Raw genomic sequence first — 18352 nt, 5'->3', positions numbered from 1 at the left:
CGCCACCAGCACGACGTGCGCGCATCGGCCGGGGCCCGGCGCGTCGGCGGGCGGCGTGCGCCCACTTCCGCCGTGGGCGTGGCGCTGGAGTCGTCGGTGCTGGCGGCGGGCTTGGCGGGCACCTGCACCAGCACGCGCCCATCGGCCTCGCGCACGGCAAAGGCGGGCAGGTCGTCCAGCGCCGGCGGCTCGCACAGGCTGCCGTCCTTCGCCCGGAAGCAGGCGTGGTGCCAGGGGCACACAATTTTGCCGTTCACAAGCTGGCCCTTGGCCAATGGGGCCCCGTAGTGCGGGCAGTGCGCGGCAAAGGCGTGGATTTCGCCGTCGTGGCGCACCAGCAGCACCTCGGGCCCCTCGTCGGGTGTGGGGAAGGACTTCAGCGCGCCCTCGGGCAGGCTGGCGGCGTCGGTGAGGTCAATTTCAGGCATGGCGCGGGGCGGGGAAACGTTTTCCTTTCCAACGGGCGAAGCGCGGGCGGGGTTGGGGCCCCGGGCACAAAAAAAGCGGCCCATCGGGGGCCGCTTTTTCAGAAACAATACCTACCCGCCAGGGGCCCTAAAATGCCGCGTTTTTAGGGTAGCGTGGGAAGGGAATTACGTCGCGGATGTTGCCCATGCCGGTCACGAACAGCACCAGGCGCTCGAAGCCCAGGCCGAAGCCAGCGTGCGGCACCGTGCCGAAGCGGCGCGTGTCGAGGTACCAGTCCAGCTCGTCGGCGGGCACGTGCATTTCGGCCATGCGGGCCGTCAGCTTGTCGTAGTCCTCCTCGCGCTGCGAACCGCCGATGATTTCGCCGATGCCGGGAAACAGCACGTCCATGGCCCGCACGGTGCGCCCGTCCTCGTCCAGCTTCATGTAGAAGGCCTTGATTTCCTTCGGGTAGTTGGTGAGGATGACGGGCTTTTGGAAGTGCTTTTCTACCAGGTACCGCTCGTGCTCGCTCTGCAAATCGGTACCCCAATCGACGGGGAACTCGAACTTCTTCTTCGCCGATTTCAGGATTTCCACCGCCTCGGTGTAGGTCAGGCGCTGAAAAGCGTTGTCAGTCACGAAGCGCAGGCGGCCCAGTAATTCCTTGTCGTACTGGTCGTTGAGAAATTGCAGGTCGTCGGCGCACCGCTCCAAGGCGTAGCGCACCAGGTACTGGAGGAAGTCCTCGGCCAGGTCCATGTTCTCCTCCAACTCGTTGAAGGCGACTTCGGGCTCAATCATCCAGAACTCGGCTAGGTGGCGGGCCGTGTTGGAGTTCTCGGCCCGGAAGGTGGGCCCGAACGTGTAGACGCTGCCCAGGGCCATGGCCGCCAGCTCGCCCTCGAGCTGCCCGCTCACGGTGAGGTTGGTTTGCTTGCCGAAGAAGTCCTGGGTGAAGTCCACCGAGCCGTCCTCGGTGCGGGGCGGATGTTCCGGGGGCAGCGTGGTGACGCGGAACATTTGGCCCGCACCTTCGGCGTCGGAGCCCGTGATGATGGGCGTGTGGACGTAGAAAAAGCCGTGGTCGTTGAAGTACTGGTGGATGCCGAACGCCAGCGCGTGCCGGATGCGCAGCACCGCCCCGAACGTGTTGGTGCGGGGGCGCAGGTGAGCAATTTCGCGCAGGTGCTCCAGCGACGTGGCCTTCTTTTGCAGCGGGTAGGTTTCGGGGTCGGCCTTGCCGAGCACGGTGATTTCCAGGGCCTGAATTTCAACCGCCTGGCCCTTGCCCTGCGAGGCCACCAGCGTGCCCCGAATGGCCACGCTGGCGCCGTTGGCCACGTCTTTCAAGCTCTCCTCAGGGAACAGCTCGGCGTTGGCCACCGCCTGGATGGTGTGGATGGTGGAGCCGTCGTTGACGATGATGAACTGCACGTATTTATTGCCGCGGCGCGAGCGCACCCAGCCTTTGACGAGCACTTCGCGGTCGAGCTCCTGGCTGGCCAGCAAGCTCTGAACGGTGGACCGTTTGAGGGACATATTGGTATGAGAAAGCAGAATACCCGGCAAAGGTAGGGCCCCTGCGGCGAGGCCAAAGTTTCATCCGTTGCCGGGGCCCGTGCGTACTTTACCCGTCCTATCTCCCGCCGTCCGCTTATTTCTACCGTTATGCAGCGCCTCGATTTAAAACAGCTCCTCTCCCAAAAGCTTAGCCCCCAGCAGATTCAGTTCATCAAGCTGTTGCAAATCCCGACGGCGGAGCTGGAAACGCGCATTAAAGAGGAGATGGAAGTGAACCCTGCCCTGGAGGAAGGCGACAACGACGAGCCCGAAGACCAGGACAGCGGCGACGACGACGACCGCGACGAGGCCGAGGCCGACGACCCGGACGCCGAGTTTGACAGCGACAACAGCACGCTCGACGAAGATTTTGAGGAGCCCGCCGACGTGGACGACTACGACGGCCCCGCCGAGGCCCCGCCCGAGCCCGAGCCCACCAAGGAAGAGGGCCCCGACAACGCCGACCTCGACCTGAGCGACTACCTCAACGACGACGAAATAGCGGGCTACAAGATGCAGGGCGACGGGCCCGGCGAGGAGGAGGAGCGCGAAATGCCCCTGGCTGACACCAGCGGCTCGCTGATGGACTCGCTGCTCGACCAGCTGCACTTCACCCAGCTCGGCGAGCGGGAGGAAGCCATTGGCCAGCAGCTCATTGGCTCAATTGACGGCGACGGCTACATCCGGCGTGACCTGGCGGCCATTGCCAACGACCTGGCTTTTTCGCAGAACCTGGAGGTGACGGTACCCGAAATTGAGGCCGTGCTGCGCGTGGTGCAGGGCTTCGACCCCGCCGGCATTGCGGCCCGCGACCTGCCCGAGTGCCTGCTCTTGCAGCTGGAGCGCCGCCCCCAGGATGCCACCGCCGAGCACGCCGAACAGATCATCGGCACGCTGTTCGACGAGTTCAGCAAGAAGCACTACGCCCGCATCCAGCAGAAGCTGGACCTGGAAGACGACGAGCTGAAGGAAGCCGTGGGCCTAATCCTCAAGCTGAACCCCAAGCCCGGCGGCGCGGGCCCCACGGGCCCCGGCAAAACGCAGTACCTGATGCCGGACTTCATCCTCACCAACGACAATGGCGAGCTGAGCCTGACGCTGAACGCCCGCAATGCCCCCGAGCTGCGCGTGAGCCCAGCCTACACCGAGATGTTCCGGACCTACGACAAGGCCGCGAAGAAGGACCAGAAGATGAAAGAAGCGGTATCTTTTGTCAAGCAAAAACTGGATTCTGCCAAGTGGTTCATTGATGCCATCCGGCAGCGGCAGAACACGCTGCTCCGCACCATGAACGCCATTGTGGGCTTGCAGCGCGACTTCTTCATTGAGGGCGACGAAACCAAGCTACACCCGATGATTCTGAAAGATATTGCCCTGCAAATCGGCATGGACATCAGCACCGTGAGCCGGGTAGCCAACTCTAAATCAGTGCAAACCGAGTTTGGTATCTATCCATTAAAATATTTCTTTTCAGAAGGAATCGCCACCGACTCGGGCGAGGACGTGTCGAGCCGCGAGGTAAAAAGCATCCTCAAGGATTTGATCGATAAAGAGAGCAAATCGCGCCCGTTGGCCGACGATAAATTAGAGAAAATGCTGAATGCCAGGGGCTACAACATTGCCCGGCGTACGGTGGCCAAGTACCGCGAGCAGCTGAACATCCCAGTGGCGCGGCTGCGCAAGGAATTGTAGTTAAAAGAGTGGCCCAGGGGCCCTACATTTACGGTAGCTATTAGTACTTTCCCGCTATGCCCTATCGTTATGGTTGCTACTCTATCTTCCCCACCCGCCGCGGCTGATGCGCTGGCCGAACTGCGCGCTGAGCTGGAAGCCGAGCGTGCCCACCGCTGCCGGGCCGAAGCCGAAGCCATTCATCTGCGCCTAACGGCCCACCTGGCCGAGCGCAGCTCTAACCCGCTGGTGCGCTTGGGCCTGGAGGGCCAGCTACAGTACGCCAACGACGCCTGCTTCAAAGTGCCCGATTTGGTGGGGGGGCCCGGGACGCCCGTGCGGCAGTGGATGGATGCGCGGGCCGCCGAAGTGTGGTCCACCGGCCACTCTGATGAGCACGAGCTGGCCGTGGCCGGGCACAGCTTTTTGGCGTGCGTGGTGCCGGTGCAGGAGGAGGGCGAGGCCTACACGGTGTTTTACCTCACGGACGTGACGAAGCTGCGGGCGGCCGAAACCGAACTGCGCGAGCAGCACACGTTCTACGAAGCCTTGCTGAAGCACATGCCGGCCGCCGTGTCGGTGCTCGACGCCCAGCAGCGCCTGACGTACCGCAACCCGGCCGGCAATGCCCTCCGCAAACGGGCGGAGTTGGGCCACACCTTCGGCGAGTACTGCCGCGCCAACGCCCTGCCCACGGCCCTGGCCGAGCGCCGCAAGCGCATGTTCCAGCGGGCGATAACGCAGCGCGCCGGCGTGGACTGGGAAGAGGAATGGCCGGGCCTCAACGCCGGGCCCCCGGTGCACTGGCTGCGCTCGTACCAGCCCGTGTTTCACGAAGACGGAGCCCTGCGCGTGATGATCAGCTACGGGCTGGACGTGACCGGCCGGCGCCGCGCCGAGGCCCAGGCCCGGGCCAGCGAGGCAGCGGTGGCGGCCCAGCAGGCCTTTGTAAGCCAGGTGCTCGACCTCAACCCCAACCTGATTTACGTGCGCAAGCCCCAGGCCGAAGTGGTGTTTCAGAACCGGGCCATGCTGGAGCTGCGCCAGCTGGTGAAGCAACTGGCGGGCACGAACACGGCCACGGCCGGCATCGTGCACGACGAACGCACCTCGTTCGACCTATCGGACAACGACGTAGTGGCCTTGCGCCGCCCGCTGATGGTATCGGACCGCCTCACGCTGCCCAACGGCGAAGTGCGCTGGTACCAATCGATGAAGTGCCCACTGGTGCAGCCCGACGGCACCGCCCACGTGCTGTGCGTGAGCACCGACATCACCACCCTGAAGGCGGCCCAGCTGGCCGCCGAGGCCGCGGCCACGGCCCGCGAAAACTTCCTGGCCAACATGAGCCACGAGATTCGGACGCCGCTGCACGGGGTGCTGGGCATGGCCTCGCTGCTGGCCAAAACCCCGCTCGATACCGACCAGCAGCGCTTCGTGGGCACCATCCAGCACACCGGCCAGCACCTGCTGTCGGTGGTGAACGACGTGCTCGACATGGCCAAGATTACTTCGGGGCAGCTCGAACTGGACCAGACGGCTTTTAATCTGTGCGAGAGCATGTTCAACGCCGTGCAGCCCCTGATCATCCTGGCCCAGCAGAAGGGCATCACCGTGCAGGGCACGCGCCTGAGCGAGTCGTGCGACCACCCGTGGGTGGTGGGCGACCCGTACCGGCTCAACCAAATCCTACTCAACCTGGTGAGCAACGCCATCAAGTTTACCCCGCCGGGGGGCACGATTTCGGTGGGCGGGTATTTCCTGTCCGAAACTGAGACCACGGCTACCACGGAATTCCGCGTCACCGATACCGGCATTGGCATTGCGCTCGACAAGCTAGAGGCTATTTTCCAGGAATTCACCCAAGCTTACGCCGATACGGCCCGGCACTTTGGGGGCACCGGCCTGGGCCTGAGCATCTGCCGGGCCCTGGTGAAGCAGATGGGTGGGGCCCTGCGCGTGGAAAGCGAGGTGGGCCAGGGCAGCACATTTGCCTTCACCATCACGCTGCCCAAAACCGCCGCCGAACAGGCCATTGCCCTGGCCCCGGCGACAGCCATGCTGGGCCACCGGGCCGTGCGCGGCCGCCGCGTGCTGCTGGCCGAAGACAACCCGGTGAGCGCCGAAGTGGCCCAGTTGCTGCTGGCTGGCCACGGCGTGGCCGTGGACGTGGCCGCGAGCGGGGCCGCGGCCCTGGCTTTGTTTGCGGCCAACACCTACGACGCCGTGCTGATGGACATTCAAATGCCCGGCATGAACGGCCTCGAAGCCACCGCCCACCTGCGCGCCCACCCCGACCCGGTGCGGGCGGCCACGCCCATCTTGGCCCTCACGGCCAACGCCTTCCGCGCCGACGCGGAGAAGTACCGCGCCGCGGGCCTCAACGACACCCTGGCCAAGCCCTACGTGGAAGCCGAATTGCTGGCCAAGCTGGCTTCGCTGCTCGGCGAAGCCACGCTCATCCCGGTGGAGGAAGACCCGCCCCCCGCCCCGGCTCCCATCTGCCCGGATGCGGAGGGCCCCGGCCCCCTTTACGACCTCGCCCGGCTACGCGAAACGGCGCATGGCAGCCTAGTGTTCATCAACCGAATACTGGCCGCGTTTCACGCCAACACGCCGGGGGCCCTGGTTGAGCTGCAAGCGGCCCAAGCGGCCAACGACCTCACCGTGCTGGCCGCATTGGCCCACCGCCTGCGGCCCTCGCTGCAACTAATGGGGGCCCAATTGCTTGTCCCCCAACTGGCCGTACTTGAAACCCCCGGCGTGGCGTCGGTGGAAGCGCACCGGGCCGCCCGGGCCCTCGCGCGGGGTTTGGCGGCGCTGCTCCGGCACATGCCCCAGAGTGTGCCAGCTTAGGGCCCGGGGCCCGTTCTTTGCCAGTATGCTTCACCTTGTTTCGCGCTACGCGCTGGCGGCCGTCTTCGTGGGGGCGGGCCTGCTGCACTTTCTCAAGCCCGCCACTTACCTACGCATCATGCCGCCGGGACTGCCCGCACCGTTGGCCCTGGTGTACGTGAGCGGCCTTTTTGAAATAGCGGGCGGCCTGGGGCTGCTCGTGGGGGCCACGCGCTGGTGGGCCGCGCTGGGCCTGGTGCTGCTGCTGGTAGCCGTGTTTCCGGCCAACGTGTACATGGCCCAAATTGCCGACCAGCTGCGCGTGCCGGCCTGGGCCGCCTGGGGCCGCCTGCCCTTGCAGGCACTCCTGATGTGGTGGGTGTGGACGGCCCGGCGCTGAGCACTGCCCCAGCCGTTTTTAACAAAATACAATGATTCTATTATTATAGTAATTAACGGATTAATCACAGCATATGGCGTGGATTTACGCATGGGGCTTGGCTAACCTCCCATCTACCCGCACGCCAAAGGCAGCAGGCGAGCTGGGCCAGCCAACGTTCCAAAACACGCCCTAACTATTACTCAGTGCGCACGGCCCGGCAGCAGCTGGCCGGGCCCGGCCGGCCAACTTCCGGCACTTTTTTACCTGATCTGTAGCGCCGCCCATCTATGCCACCTCCCTCAACCCTGCACCGCCTGGTTTACCAAAGCAAGGCCACTGTTTTTCTCAACGAAGCCGCCTTGGAGCCGTTGCTTGCCCAATCGCGCGCGTGGAACACAGCGCACGGCCTCACGGGCCAGCTGCTTTACTGCGACGGCGCGCTGCTGCAAGTGCTGGAGGGCCCCGCCGCCGAAGTGCACGCCATTTTCGCCCGCATCCGGTGCGATGCCCGCCATACGCAGGTGACCAAGCTCGCCGACGGCCCCGTGGAGCAGCGCTGTTTCGCCGACTGGTCGATGAGCTTCCGAACCGTTAATTCGACCTACCTGGCTTCCGTAGCCGGGTACTTCGACCCGTCCCGGGCCACCAACCCCACCGGCCTCGCCATGGAGGACAGCTGCTGCTTCGACCTACGGCCGGTGCTGTTTGACTTCCTGAGCGCGGACCACAAAGCAGCGTAGGCCCCCCGGGGCCCTAAACCCAACGCAGGTCCAGCAGGCGCAACTGCACGTGGCGGCTGCCGCGGTACTCGTTCATTTCCAGCGTGTAGCACACATCGAAGGGGTGGCCTTCGTTGATTTGGGGCAAGTAACCAGCCAAGCCGAAGCCGATGACCTCCACCGCGGGGCCGGGGGAATCGGCGGCTACGAGGCGAATCTTGAGGTGGCCGTTGCCCACTTCGCGGGCGCTGCCGGGCACGGCCAGCACGCGGGCCGTAGCAAACACCGGGTTGGGGTTGCCGGGCCCGAAGGGCTCCAGGGGCCGCAGATCCTGCAAGAAACCTTCGGTGATGCGGTTCACCGGCAGCAGGGCGTCAATCTCGACGGGCCGCACCAGGTGGGCCGTGGCCTGGGTGCGGGCCACCACCTCCTCGAACTGCTCCTGGAAGGCGGGCACGTTCTCGACCTTTAGGGTGAGGCCGGCGGCGGCGCGGTGGCCGCCGTACTGCTCCAGCAGCGGCGCGCAGGCCTCCAGGGCCGAGTGGATATCGAACCCCGCCACCGAGCGCGCCGAGCCCGTGGCTTTGCCGTCGCGCTGCGTGAGAATGACCGTGGGGCGGTAGTACTGATCGAGGCAGCGCGAGGCCACGATGCCGAGCACGCCCTGGTGCCAGTGCGCCTGGTAGAGCACCGTGGCGTGGGCGGCTTGCAGGGTGGGGCTGGCGGCGATGAGGGCCAGGGCCTCCTGGGTGGTGGCCTGGTCGGAGCCGCGGCGCTCCTGGTTCATGCGGTCCACCACTTCGGCAGTGTGGCGGGCCTCTTGCTGGTCGGCGGCCAGCAGCATGGCCACGGCGCGGCGGGCGTCGCCCATGCGCCCGGCGGCGTTGATGCGCGGCGCAAAGCCAAACACCAAGCTACTGAGCGTCAGGGGGCCCTCGCGCAGGGTGGCCAGCTCGCGCAGGGCGGCCAGGCCCGGGCGCAGCAATTGGGCTTCTTCGTTGAAGCGGCGCAGGCCGTGGGCAGCCAGCACGCGGTTCTCGCCGGTCACGGGCACCACGTCGGCGGCAATGCTCACCGTCACCAAATCCAGCAGGTCGTAGAGGAAGGCCGTGTCGCGGCCCAGGCGCTGGCCCAGGCCCTGCATCAGCTTGAAGCCCACGCCGCAGCCCGACAAGTCCTTGTAGGGGTAGCAGCAGTCTTCGCGTTTGGGGTCGAGCACGGCCACGGCGGCGGGCAGCTCGTCGCCGGGCAAGTGGTGGTCGCAGATGATGAAATCGACGCCCTTGGCCGCGGCGTAGGCCACCGGCTCCAGGGCCTTGATGCCGCAGTCGAGGGCCACAATCAGGCCGTAGCCTTCGGCGGCGGCCAGGTCCACGGCGGTGTGGCTGATGCCGTAGCCCTCGGTGTAGCGGTCGGGGATGTAGTCGCGCAGGCGCTCGGCCCCGAACAAAGGCGTGAGGTAGCTGATGACCAGCGCCACCGACGTGATGCCGTCCACGTCGTAGTCGCCCAGCACGAGTACTTTTTCGCCCGTTTCCAAGGCCCGCACGAGGCGGTCCACGGCCAGGTCCATGTCGTGCAGCAGGAAGGGGTCGGGCAGCTGGCGCAGGTCAGAGTAGATGAACGCGGCGGCGGCTTCGGGGGTAGCGAGGCCGCGCTGCACGAGCAGGGCCCCTACTTCGGGGCCCACGGGCAGGGCCTCGGTGATGGCCAGAACCAGCGCCGGGTCGGGAGCCGGCGCAAAGTTCCAGCTTTTGGCGGCGGGTGGTGGCATTAATAGGATAGATTACGCGGAAAGACTATCGGGCGAAAGTACGCCCAAACCCCCGCCCGGACCGCGGGTGTACCTTTGCCCGGGGCCCCACCGGCCCCTTCCCCGCCATGTCCAAGCTCCGCGACTTCTACCGCCGCTACCGCCAGTACATCCTCACCGATGGGCTGATGTACGTGGTTTTCATTGTGTTCCTGGGGCTGCTGTTCGTATTTTTCAGGTAGGTTTGTTGGGTGCTTGGTAGCTGGTGCCTGGGCCACCACGTTACCGTTCAGGCCCAACCTGCAAACGCCAACTCGTGGGGCGGCCGCCAAACCCATGCACCAGGCCCTACGCACCAAGCACCACAACCCAAGCACCAACCCTTACTGCACCGCGTCGCCCCGCAGCTTGCGGAAGCGCTTGCGGGCTTCGGCCACGTAGATGCTACCGGGGTACTTGGTCAGCACCTGCTCGTAGAGGGCCTGGGCCTTGGGCCGGTCCTTAAGGTCTTCTTCCTGAATACGGGCCAGCAAAAACAGCGCGTCGTCGCTGAGCACGCCGTTGGCGGGGCCGGCCAGCAGGCGGTCGAGGGTTGCGGCGGCGGCCGGGAAGTCGCCCATGCGCCGTTGCAGCTGGGCCTTGAGGTAGTAGGCGTTGTCGCTGAGCGAGTGGCCGGGGTACTTGGCCAGCAGCGCATCGAGGCCGGACACCGCGGCGGGCAGCTTGTTCTGAAACACGAGCTGCTCGGCGGCGGCGTAGTCCTTCAGGGCCAGGCCCAGGGTGTCCTCCACCGTGTTGGTGGCGATGAGCAGCGAAAGTTGCATGGCGTCGTTGGCAATTTCGCGGGTCGTGGCTTCTTTCAGGATATCCAAGTGGCTCTGGGCCAGCTTGAAGTCGCCGGCAAAGTAGCTCAGGCGGGCGTTGCGCAGTTTGGCCTCGTAGCCCAGCGGGGCTTCCTTCTCGGTTTTCTCCACTTGCGAATACAGCAGCGTGGCCTCCCAGGGCTCGGCGCGCAGCAGGTAGAGGTCACCGAGGGTCAGCTTGGCCTCGTCTACCAGGCCGGTGGGGGCCTGGGGCTGGTCCACCACGGCCTGGAGCAGCGTCATGGCCTTGGCCTGGTCACCGAGATGAAAGGCGTAGAGGTCGGCCAGGCGGCGGCGCACCTGGGCGGCCTCGGGGGCCCTACCCAACTCGGCCAGTAGCTGCTCGTACTCGGTAGCCAGGGCCCGCACCTGGGCCTGGTCCACAGGATAAGTGCTGCGCACCTGGTCTTCGCGGGCCGAGAGGCGGCCCTGCCGGGCCACGTTGTAGAGGGGCCCCGTGCGGTACTCCTTCAGCACGTAGTCGTAGCCGGCCAGGGCGCTTTCGAAGTCCTTGTTTTGCTGGGCGATGGCGGCCACGTCGAGCACGCGGCTGCCTTGGGTGTGCCCGCGCCGGTCGAGGGCCCGGGCCTGCATCAGGGCCCCCACGAAGTCGTGGCGCTGCACTTGCAGCCACAGCAGCAGCTCGGCGTAGGAGGATTGCTCGGGGTGCTGCTGCACGGCGCTGAGCAACTGCTTTTCGAGGGCGTCGAAGTCCTTTTCCTCCTTCAGCGCGTTCTGGAGCATGTTGCGCACATAGGGCAGCTGCTGCTCGTCCTGCTGCACCAGGCGCAGGGTTTCGGCCAGCAGCTTGTCTTGCTGCTGGCCTTGGGTGTAGAGCTGGATGAGCTGGGGCCCGTACTCGGTTTCGGTGCGGGCCAGGGCCCGGCCGCGCAGGTAGGTTTTTTCGGCCCAGGCCGGCAGTTCGCGCCGGCTAAATTCGGCCGCCACGGGGGCCACCTGGTTGGGGGCCAGTTGGTTAATTACGCGCTGCCACTGCTTGTCGGCCCCGGCGGTTTCGCCGGCCGCTTGCAGGGCCCCGCCCAGCGCCACGCCGTAGGTAGCGTCGTCGGGGTGCAGCTTGATGGCTTTTTTAGCCAGCTTCTCGGCGTCTTTGAACCGCTTGAGGTCCGTGAGGGCCTGCACGTAGAGCGGGAACAGCTCGGGGCTAGTTTGCTGCTCGGCGGGCAGCCGCTCCAGCAGAAACACGGCTTTTTCGGGCTCGCCCCGGCGGGCGTAGTCCTTGGCCAGGGCGGGGCCGTCGGCGGGGCCCCAGCTCCGGGGGCCCTGGGCGCGGGCCGGGGCGGCGAGTAGCAAGGCCGCGCTCAGCAGCAGGTGGGACGGACGCATGGCAGACGGCAAGAGTGGGTGCAGGGCCCTAACGCCCGGGTTTGACGGGTTCGTTCAACGGGCTAAAGCTAAGCGGCCCAGCACCAGTACAACTACGATCAGGGCGGCCCCCAGCAGTTCGGCTTTCATGGCGCGCAAGGGCTGCTGCCGCACGTAGCTGCTCAGCAGCACGGCCCCGCCCATGCCCAGCACCAGGGCCAGCGGGTACGTCAACTGCTTTGCCTCGGCGGGCCACGGGCTGCGCTGCTTGAAAACCAGGGCCAGTACCAGCCCGGCGGCCACCAGCAGCAAGCCGGGGAGGCCGCGCTGGGCAAAGGAAATAGTGGCCTTGGGCTGCATAGCAACGACGGTTTGGGGGTTGGCTGGCCAAGGTACAAACCGCGGGCCGGGGCCCCATACAAAAAGGGCCGCCCCCGGAGGAGCGGCCCTTTCGTAACCTTAGCCGAAGCGGCTTAGAAGAACTTCGAGCGGTTGTCTTTCACGTTGGCGTGGGCCTTGATGGCCTCGTAGATCAGGCCGTCCTGGCGGGTGGCGCGCTGCTGCGCCAGCTGCTGGCGCACGGCTTTCAAGTCGGCGGCGGCCGCGGCGGGGGTCATGCTCACGGGCTCCACTACCAGTACGCCCTGCTCGCCTTGCAGCGGGGCCGAGTGCTGGCCGGGCTTGAGGCCGAAGGCGGCGCCCACGGCCAGGGGCTCGAAGCCCACGTTGGGCAGCGTGCCCGAGCCCAGGGCCACGCCCTCGGCGGTGCCCACCTGGGCGGTGGGGCCGTAGGCGGTGGCCAGCTGCTCCAGGGCCCCAGTCTTGCCGAGCTTGCCCATGATTTGCTGGGCCTTGAGGTCGTTGCGCACCAGGGCCGACAGCTGCGGCTTGAGGCCGGCCACCGTGGCTTCGCCTTTGGCCTGGGTGCCGGTGAGGGCCGCGATGACGTACTGGTCACCAATCTCGTACACCTCGCTCACGTCACCAATCTTGGTGTCGCCGCTGGGGCCGGCGCCGTAGGCCCAGCGCACCAGGTCGCGGGCGTTCTGCAAGTTGTTCACGGCGCGGGCGTTGCGGTCGAGGTTAGGGGCCTCCTGCTTTTGCAGGGTCTTGTCCTTGATTGTCAGCTGGCGGAAGCTGGCGGGGTCGGTGGCCTGGCCTTTCAGCTGCTGGGCGCGGGCGTAGGCGGCTTCGCGGGTAGCGTCGGTGGGCACAATGGCCTTTTTCACCTCGGCCACTTGGTAGGTCTTCGTGGTGGTCGGAGCCGTCACCTTGATGACGTGGTAGCCAAACGAGGTTTCGACCGGCGCGGACAGCAGACCCACAGGGGCCCCCAGCACGGCTTTCTCAAACTCGGGCACCATGCGGCCCTTCGTGAACCAGCCCAGATCGCCGCCCTGCTCCTTGGTGCCGTCGGTGCCAAACTGCCGGGCCAGCGCCGCGAAATCGGCCCCGCCCTTGATTTTGTTGATCAAATCCTGGGCCTTGGCTTTGGCCGCCTCCTTGGCCTGGGGCGTCTGGGCGTCGGGCTTGATGAGGATGTGGCTGGCGCGGGCCGACTGGGGCCCCTCCTTTTCGCCGGTCACCTTATACAGCGAGTACGTGCCGTTTTCGGCGTAGGGGCCGTACACTTTGCCCACCGCCAGGGGCATCTGCTTGCGCAGCTCCTCGGGCAAATCAGCAGGGCTGCGGAACGCCTTGTTGTAGGGCTGCTCCGAGTTCATTTTCACAAACAGCGAGTCGGCCGGGGCCGAGGCAAACTGCGTGGCCAGCGTGGCGATGGTGCCGCGCACGGCGGTACTGTCCTCCTTCGAGGCCACCACGGGCACGGTGATGTATTCCACCGAGCGGCCATCTTCCACCTTGTACTGGCCCTTGTGCTTGTCGAGGTAGGCTTGCAGCTGCTCGTTGGTCACCTTCACCGCCGAGTCGGAAATGCTGGCGTAGGGCACGAACAGGTACTTCACCGTGGCCTTGGTGTTCTGGTCGTCGCTGAAGCGCTTGGCTTCGGCGGTGGTCACGTACACCGAGTTCTTCAGCAGGCTGTTGTACTTGTTGGCCAGGCGGTCGGCGGGCAGGTTGGCCTCGAAGTTGCGCCAGGCGGCCTGGCTTTCGGGGGGCAGCTTGTCGAGGTTTTTGAGGTATTCCACCAGCCGCGTCTTGTCGAACTGCCCGGTTTTGGGGTCCGTGAAGGCTTGCTTGATGCCGGGGTTGATGTTGTCGCCCTGCACCATGTCCACCAGCTCGTCGTCGCTCACGGCCAGGCCCAGCTTGTCCCACTCGGGCTGGAAAGCCAGGCGGTAGATGGTCTGGTTCCAGGCCTGGTCGCGCAGGTAGCCCATGGCCTGGTCGTCGGGCGGGCGCTGCTGCTGGGCGGTAAACTGCTGCTTGGCTTGCTCCAAGGCGTTGTTGTAGTCGGTCAACTCTACTTTCTGGCCGGCCACTTCGCCCACCGCGTTGTCGTTGCCGCCAAAGAGCTTGTTCTTGCCACCCACCAGGTCGCCGCCCACAATGAAGAGCAGCATCCCGATGGCCACCGTGCCCACGGCCCAGCCCGATTTTTCCCGTATCGTGTTGATTAACGCCATGTACTTGTCAAAAGAAAACTAATCGGTTAGAGTCAAAAAGAGGCGCAAAATAACCAGAAATCCCCGGTTTATCCTAGCCGGGGCCCCTTAGCGGCGCCGCGGGGCGGGCTTGCTGCCCTTGGGGGCCCCGCCTGGCTTGCCGCCTTTGGGCGCGGCTTTGGCCGCTTTGGCGGCCTGCTCGGCTAGCTTAGCGGCCACCGTATCCTTCTGCCGCCAGTAGATAAGGGGCATCCAGCAGGCCGAGGCAATCATAAAAATCCAATAGTTGCGGCCGAGGTCGTCGTAGAGCAGCGTTTGGTAGATGCCGATGACCATGGCCACCACGCCCACGGCGAAGAGCAAGGTGCGGAGCAGGTCTTTGTCGAATTTCATGGGCGGTGGGGCCCCCTACGGAGCCACGGACTGATCAATGGCGAACACGCCCTCGGGCTTGGTGATGCGGTAGGAGGAAAAATTCTGGTTGGCCTTCAAGCCGTAGCCGGTGAGGCGCTCGGTGAGCGTCTCGACCCGCACGAACATGGCCGAGTCGGTGTAGATCAGCTGCTTGTTGCGGTCATAAAACAGCTCCTCGGTGAAAAGTTTCTGCTGCTCGGGCACGTTGGCCACCCGCACGTCGCCGCGCATGGTGAACAGGTTTTTGGCCTGCTCCAGCTTGCCGTAGCGCGCCGTCAGGGTGTTCACCACCGACTTGTCCTTGGCATAGAAGGTAACCGCCACGCCCTTGGTATAAATCACGTCGCCGTTTTCGTAGCGCTGCTCCAGCGGGGCCGTGAGGCGAATCTGGAGCCGGGCCGAGTCGCTGAACAGCTCCAGCACGTTGGTGCTTTCCATGTTGGGGCCCTTGTAGACGAGCGTGGGACCCACAGCCTTTTGCTCGTCGCAGCCCAGCAGCGCCAGCACCAGCAGGCCGCCGGCCAGCCAGCTGGCCCCGGGGCCCCCACGGCGCCCAGGCCGCGCACGCAGTGCCGGGGCCCCCACGGCTATTGCAGCCGGCGCTTGATGAACCACCGGTTGTTCAGTGTCACGCCAAACGTCATCTTCACGTAGTTCTCCTGCACGTTGCTGGCGCCGGTGCCGGCCGCCAGCAGGTCGGTGTTGCCGCGCATGCCGTAGGTGAAGGCCAGGCTGAACGTGGTGGCTTCGAGGGGCGAAGAGGTGGGCAGCGGGAAGCCGAAGCCCCAGCTAATTGAGCGGTCGTACAGCGTTTTGCCCGCGGGCTGGTAGGGCAGCTGGGCCACGTTCAGGCCCACGCGGTAGTTCACGCGCTGGAAGTAGTGCTCCACCGAACCCGGGTCGGGCGTAAACTCCCCGCCCACGCCGATGCGCATGGTGTTGCGCAGCGGCGTCGTAACGGTGCCGAAGCTCGAAAACTTCGACCACTGCTGCTGGGCCGCATCCACGCTGACGCTCCAGTTCTTGTCGTTGTCGAGGCTGATGCCCACCTGGGCAAGGGCGGGCACCTTCACGGTGCCGTTCACGTCCTCGGTCTGCACGGAGGTACCGACGATGGTAGCCCCGTTCACGTCCTGCCGCTCCTGGGTGGTGGTGCGCCGGGCCCCCAGGTTGGCGGGGAAGCTGTACACGCCAGCCAGGTTCATGCGCAGATCCTTGCCCAGGTTGTGGCGGTAGTGCACCCCGGCCCGGAAGTCGAAGTCGGAGTAGTGCACGTGGCGGCGGTCCTCCGTGGTTTGGCTGGCCGAGCCGTCGGAGAGCACAATGCGGGTGCCCGTCGTCTCGTCCACGGTGCCAAACACGTAGGCCGCCGTGAAGCCCACGTTCAGGTCGCGGGTGACGTGCACGCCCTGGGCCAGGTAGGCCCGCGAGATGCCGCCCGAGCCCGCGTAGCGCGTCAGGGCCGAGTCGCGGGGGGCCCCCACGATGGTGCTGCGCACGTTGGTTTCGTAGTCCACGGTGCTCAGCGGCCGCAGGCCTACGGAAGCGGCCCAGCGGCGCTTCAGGGGCACGGCCAGCGAGAGGTAGCCCAGGGTGGCATTGCCCGCCTTGGTCGAGGCCAAGCTGTTCTTCACTGTTTTGTACTGCCCGTCGTAAGCAGCCTCGAAAGTAGTCCGGGCCGTGTAGTAGAGCAGGGCGGGGTTCAAATCGTTCACGTTGATGGCGTTGGGCGCGGCCAGGCCCACGCCGCCCATGCCCGCCTGGCGCACGCCGCCGGTATTGGGGTAGTACTCGCCAATGCCGAGGCGCGAATAGGGCGAGTTGCCCAATCCCTGGGCCTGCGCCCCGCCGGCCAGCGCCGCCATCCCCCCTGCCAACAGCAACCGCCGGCCCACGTTCTTATTGTTCAACATTATAGGCTAAAATCCGGTAAAGCCCGAGCAGCACCAGTTCGGGCACAACAAAGATAGGGCCTGCCAGCCGGCTGGCTAACAGGGGGGCGTCGCCGCCGGTCAGCAGCACGCCCAGGGCAGGGTACTCCTGGCGATAGGCGGCAATCAGGCCGTTGGCTTCGGCGGCGACCCCGTTCACCACGCCACTGAGCAGGGCCCCCGGAGTAGAGTCGCCCACCAGCGGAACCGTTGCATCGGGGGCGGGCAGCGGCAGCAGCGGCAGCCGGCCGGTGAACTCGTGCAGGGCCCGCAGGCGCATGCCCAGCCCCGGCCCGATGCTGCCGCCGCGGTAGGTGCCGTCGGCCGTCACGAGGTCGCACTTCAGGGCCGTGCCGGCGTCGAGCACCAGCGTGTTGCGGCCCGGGCGCAGGGCGGCGGCCCCTACGGCCCCGGCCAGGCGGTCGGCCCCCAGGGTGAGAGGTGTGGCGTAGGCGTTGCGCAGCGGCACGGGCGTGGAGCCGGGCTCAAACAGCAGGATGCGGCCCGGCACCAGGTCTTGCAGGCGCAGGGCCCACCGGGCCGCTTCCTCCGCCACCGATGCAATGAGCAGGTGCTGGGGGCCCCAGCGCTGCACCAGCGCCTCCACCTCTTCAGCAGTGAGGCCGGCCACCATTTCCCGCAACGCCGCGCCTGCAAAGCAACCCGCCTTGATGGCGGTATTGCCAATATCGAGGACCAGGGTGTGCATTGGGCTAAATGAATAAATGCCTGGGGGTTAAATTGTTGATAATATATTTATCAACAATTTAACCCCCAGGCATCTAACAATTTACATGAAGTACTTCAACCGAATTACTTCTTGCTCACTCAGGAAGCGCCACTTGCCGCGGGGCAGTTCCTTCTTGGTGAGGCCGGCGTACTGCACGCGGTCCAGGGCCACCACGTCGTAGCCCAGGTGCTCGAAAATGCGGCGCACAATGCGGTTGCGCCCGATGTGGATTTCGATGCCCACGAAGTGCGGGTTGCCCGCTACCACAGCCACGTCGTCTACCTCGGCCTTGCCGTCCTCTAGTTCGATGCCTTCGCCAATCTTGCGCAGGTCGTCCTCGGTCAGCGGTGTGCTCAGCTCGACTTGGTAAATCTTCTTGTTTTTGTGCGAGGGGTGCGAGAGGCGCTGGGCCACCTCGCCGTCGTTGGTGAAGAGCAGCAGGCCAGTGGTGTTGCGGTCGAGGCGGCCCACCGGGAAGATGCGCTCCTTGGAGGCGTTGGCCACCAGCTCCATCACCGTGCGGCGGCCCTCGGGGTCGTCGGTGGTGGTGAGGAAATCCTTGGGCTTGTTCAGCAGCACGTACACCGACTTCTCGCGGTTGAGGTTGGTTTTGCCGTACTGCACCGTGTCGGTGGGCTGCACCTTATAGCCCATTTCCGTCACCACTTCGCCATTCACCCGGATTTCGCCGGAGGCAATCAACGCGTCGGCCTCGCGGCGCGAGCAAATGCCGGCGTTGGCGATGTAGCGGTTCAGGCGCAGTTCATCGGTGCCGAAGTCCTGGTTCTCCTGGTCGCGGCGGCGCTTGTTGCCACGGTTCGGGTCAGCGTCGTAGTGCTTAAGGTTTTTGTAGTCGGGGGCCTCACCGGGCCGCTCGCCGAAGCGGGGCTTGTCGGCGCGGTTGGTTTGGATGGTAGTGCCGTAGCCAGTACCCGAGCGGCGCACGCTGCGCTCCTGGGCCTTCAGGTCCTCGCGGCGCTGCGCAAACTTGCCCAGGGCCGGGCGCTCGTCGCCGTCGGGGCGGGCGTTGCCCACGCGCACCGCGTCGCGCTCGCTGCCGAAGCCGCGCTTCTCAAAGCCGCCCGGCCGCTCGCCGTTGCTGCGCGGGGCCCGGGGCCCCATCGCGCTTGCCGAATGCGCCCGGTGTGAACTTGCGCTCGAAGCCACCTTCGCCGCCGCGCGCGCCACTG

15 protein-coding genes are annotated in these 18352 nt (G+C 65.8%); 4 read left to right on the top strand and 11 right to left on the bottom strand.

The window, feature by feature from the left end; genetic code table 11:
• Positions 1–428 (bottom strand): Rieske 2Fe-2S domain-containing protein (locus BEN49_RS00325; protein WP_141765596.1); only part of this gene is annotated, 428 nt, incomplete at its 3' end.
• A 127-nt stretch (positions 429–555) separates the two neighbouring features.
• Positions 556–1950, bottom strand: coding sequence for an asparagine--tRNA ligase (asnS, locus tag BEN49_RS00320; RefSeq protein ID WP_070739162.1), 1395 nt, complete (start codon positions 1948–1950; stop codon positions 556–558).
• Positions 1951–2079: 129 nt separating this feature from the next.
• On the opposite strand from asnS, the gene rpoN reads away from it, so the two are divergent.
• The 4 genes from rpoN to BEN49_RS00300 all read left to right on the top strand — a co-directional run bounded on the left by rpoN (position 2080) and on the right by BEN49_RS00300 (position 7599).
• Positions 2080–3663, top strand: a complete 1584-nt coding sequence (gene rpoN, locus BEN49_RS00315) for an RNA polymerase factor sigma-54 (RefSeq protein ID WP_070739160.1) — start codon at positions 2080–2082, stop codon at positions 3661–3663.
• Positions 3664–3732: 69 nt separating this feature from the next.
• Entirely contained in the window at positions 3733–6498 is a 2766-nt protein-coding gene (locus BEN49_RS00310; protein ID WP_070739158.1) for an ATP-binding protein, read from the top strand.
• 25 nt (positions 6499–6523) lie between these two features.
• The gene (locus tag BEN49_RS00305) at positions 6524–6877 is read left to right on the top strand and encodes a DoxX family protein (RefSeq protein ID WP_070739156.1); all 354 of its coding nucleotides are present in this window, start codon (positions 6524–6526) and stop codon (positions 6875–6877) included.
• Positions 6878–7146: 269 nt separating this feature from the next.
• On the top strand, positions 7147–7599 hold the full coding sequence (locus tag BEN49_RS00300; RefSeq protein WP_070739154.1) for a BLUF domain-containing protein: 453 nt from the start codon (positions 7147–7149) through the stop codon (positions 7597–7599).
• A 13-nt stretch (positions 7600–7612) separates the two neighbouring features.
• Here BEN49_RS00300 and recJ read toward each other — a convergent pair whose 3' ends face one another.
• From recJ to BEN49_RS00255, 9 genes are all read right to left on the bottom strand, one after another.
• On the bottom strand, positions 7613–9352 hold the full coding sequence (recJ, locus tag BEN49_RS00295) for a single-stranded-DNA-specific exonuclease RecJ (protein ID WP_070739152.1): 1740 nt from the start codon (positions 9350–9352) through the stop codon (positions 7613–7615).
• A gap of 362 nt (positions 9353–9714) precedes the next feature.
• The gene (locus BEN49_RS00290) at positions 9715–11541 is read right to left on the bottom strand and encodes a tetratricopeptide repeat protein (RefSeq protein ID WP_070739150.1); all 1827 of its coding nucleotides are present in this window, start codon (positions 11539–11541) and stop codon (positions 9715–9717) included.
• A gap of 54 nt (positions 11542–11595) precedes the next feature.
• On the bottom strand, positions 11596–11880 hold the full coding sequence (locus BEN49_RS00285; protein WP_070739148.1) for a hypothetical protein: 285 nt from the start codon (positions 11878–11880) through the stop codon (positions 11596–11598).
• Between the two features lie 113 nt (positions 11881–11993).
• The gene (locus BEN49_RS00280) at positions 11994–14108 is read right to left on the bottom strand and encodes a peptidylprolyl isomerase (RefSeq protein ID WP_070739146.1); all 2115 of its coding nucleotides are present in this window, start codon (positions 14106–14108) and stop codon (positions 11994–11996) included.
• Positions 14109–14195: 87 nt separating this feature from the next.
• Positions 14196–14480, bottom strand: coding sequence for a hypothetical protein (locus BEN49_RS00275; protein ID WP_070739144.1), 285 nt, complete (start codon positions 14478–14480; stop codon positions 14196–14198).
• Between the two features lie 15 nt (positions 14481–14495).
• Positions 14496–15086, bottom strand: a complete 591-nt coding sequence (gene lptC / locus BEN49_RS00270) for an LPS export ABC transporter periplasmic protein LptC (protein ID WP_239691755.1) — start codon at positions 15084–15086, stop codon at positions 14496–14498.
• 2 nt (positions 15087–15088) lie between these two features.
• Positions 15089–16414: a BamG family beta-barrel-assembly machinery protein gene (gene bamG, locus BEN49_RS00265; protein ID WP_125916343.1), complete on the bottom strand. Its 1326-nt coding sequence runs from the start codon at positions 16412–16414 to the stop codon at positions 15089–15091.
• Positions 16401–17141 carry a type III pantothenate kinase gene (locus BEN49_RS00260; protein WP_070739140.1) on the bottom strand — a complete coding sequence of 247 codons (741 nt, stop codon included), beginning with the start codon at positions 17139–17141 and terminating at the stop codon, positions 16401–16403. The genes bamG and BEN49_RS00260 overlap by 14 nt, the downstream gene beginning before the upstream one ends.
• 81 nt (positions 17142–17222) lie before the next feature.
• On the bottom strand, positions 17223–18350 hold the full coding sequence (locus BEN49_RS00255; RefSeq protein WP_438831763.1) for a pseudouridine synthase: 1128 nt from the start codon (positions 18348–18350) through the stop codon (positions 17223–17225).
• Positions 18351–18352: the final 2 nt, after the last annotated feature.

Source organism: Hymenobacter coccineus (assembly GCF_001816125.1).
In the GTDB taxonomy this organism is placed as follows: Bacteria; Bacteroidota; Bacteroidia; order Cytophagales; family Hymenobacteraceae; genus Hymenobacter; species Hymenobacter coccineus.
The sequence above is the reverse complement of the archived record's forward strand: the minus strand, read 5'-3'. Positions and strand labels throughout refer to the sequence as shown.

Coding starts and splice junctions, on each gene's coding strand:
- asnS (WP_070739162.1), bottom strand. CDS start 1,950: ATGTCCCTCAAACGGTCCACCGTTCAGAGCTTGCTGGCCAGCCAGGAG.
- rpoN (WP_070739160.1), top strand. CDS start 2,080: ATGCAGCGCCTCGATTTAAAACAGCTCCTCTCCCAAAAGCTTAGCCCC.
- BEN49_RS00310 (WP_070739158.1), top strand. CDS start 3,733: ATGGTTGCTACTCTATCTTCCCCACCCGCCGCGGCTGATGCGCTGGCC.
- BEN49_RS00305 (WP_070739156.1), top strand. CDS start 6,524: ATGCTTCACCTTGTTTCGCGCTACGCGCTGGCGGCCGTCTTCGTGGGG.
- BEN49_RS00300 (WP_070739154.1), top strand. CDS start 7,147: ATGCCACCTCCCTCAACCCTGCACCGCCTGGTTTACCAAAGCAAGGCC.
- recJ (WP_070739152.1), bottom strand. CDS start 9,352: ATGCCACCACCCGCCGCCAAAAGCTGGAACTTTGCGCCGGCTCCCGAC.
- BEN49_RS00290 (WP_070739150.1), bottom strand. CDS start 11,541: ATGCGTCCGTCCCACCTGCTGCTGAGCGCGGCCTTGCTACTCGCCGCC.
- BEN49_RS00285 (WP_070739148.1), bottom strand. CDS start 11,880: ATGCAGCCCAAGGCCACTATTTCCTTTGCCCAGCGCGGCCTCCCCGGC.
- BEN49_RS00280 (WP_070739146.1), bottom strand. CDS start 14,108: ATGGCGTTAATCAACACGATACGGGAAAAATCGGGCTGGGCCGTGGGC.
- BEN49_RS00275 (WP_070739144.1), bottom strand. CDS start 14,480: ATGAAATTCGACAAAGACCTGCTCCGCACCTTGCTCTTCGCCGTGGGC.
- bamG (WP_125916343.1), bottom strand. CDS start 16,414: ATGTTGAACAATAAGAACGTGGGCCGGCGGTTGCTGTTGGCAGGGGGG.
- BEN49_RS00260 (WP_070739140.1), bottom strand. CDS start 17,141: ATGCACACCCTGGTCCTCGATATTGGCAATACCGCCATCAAGGCGGGT.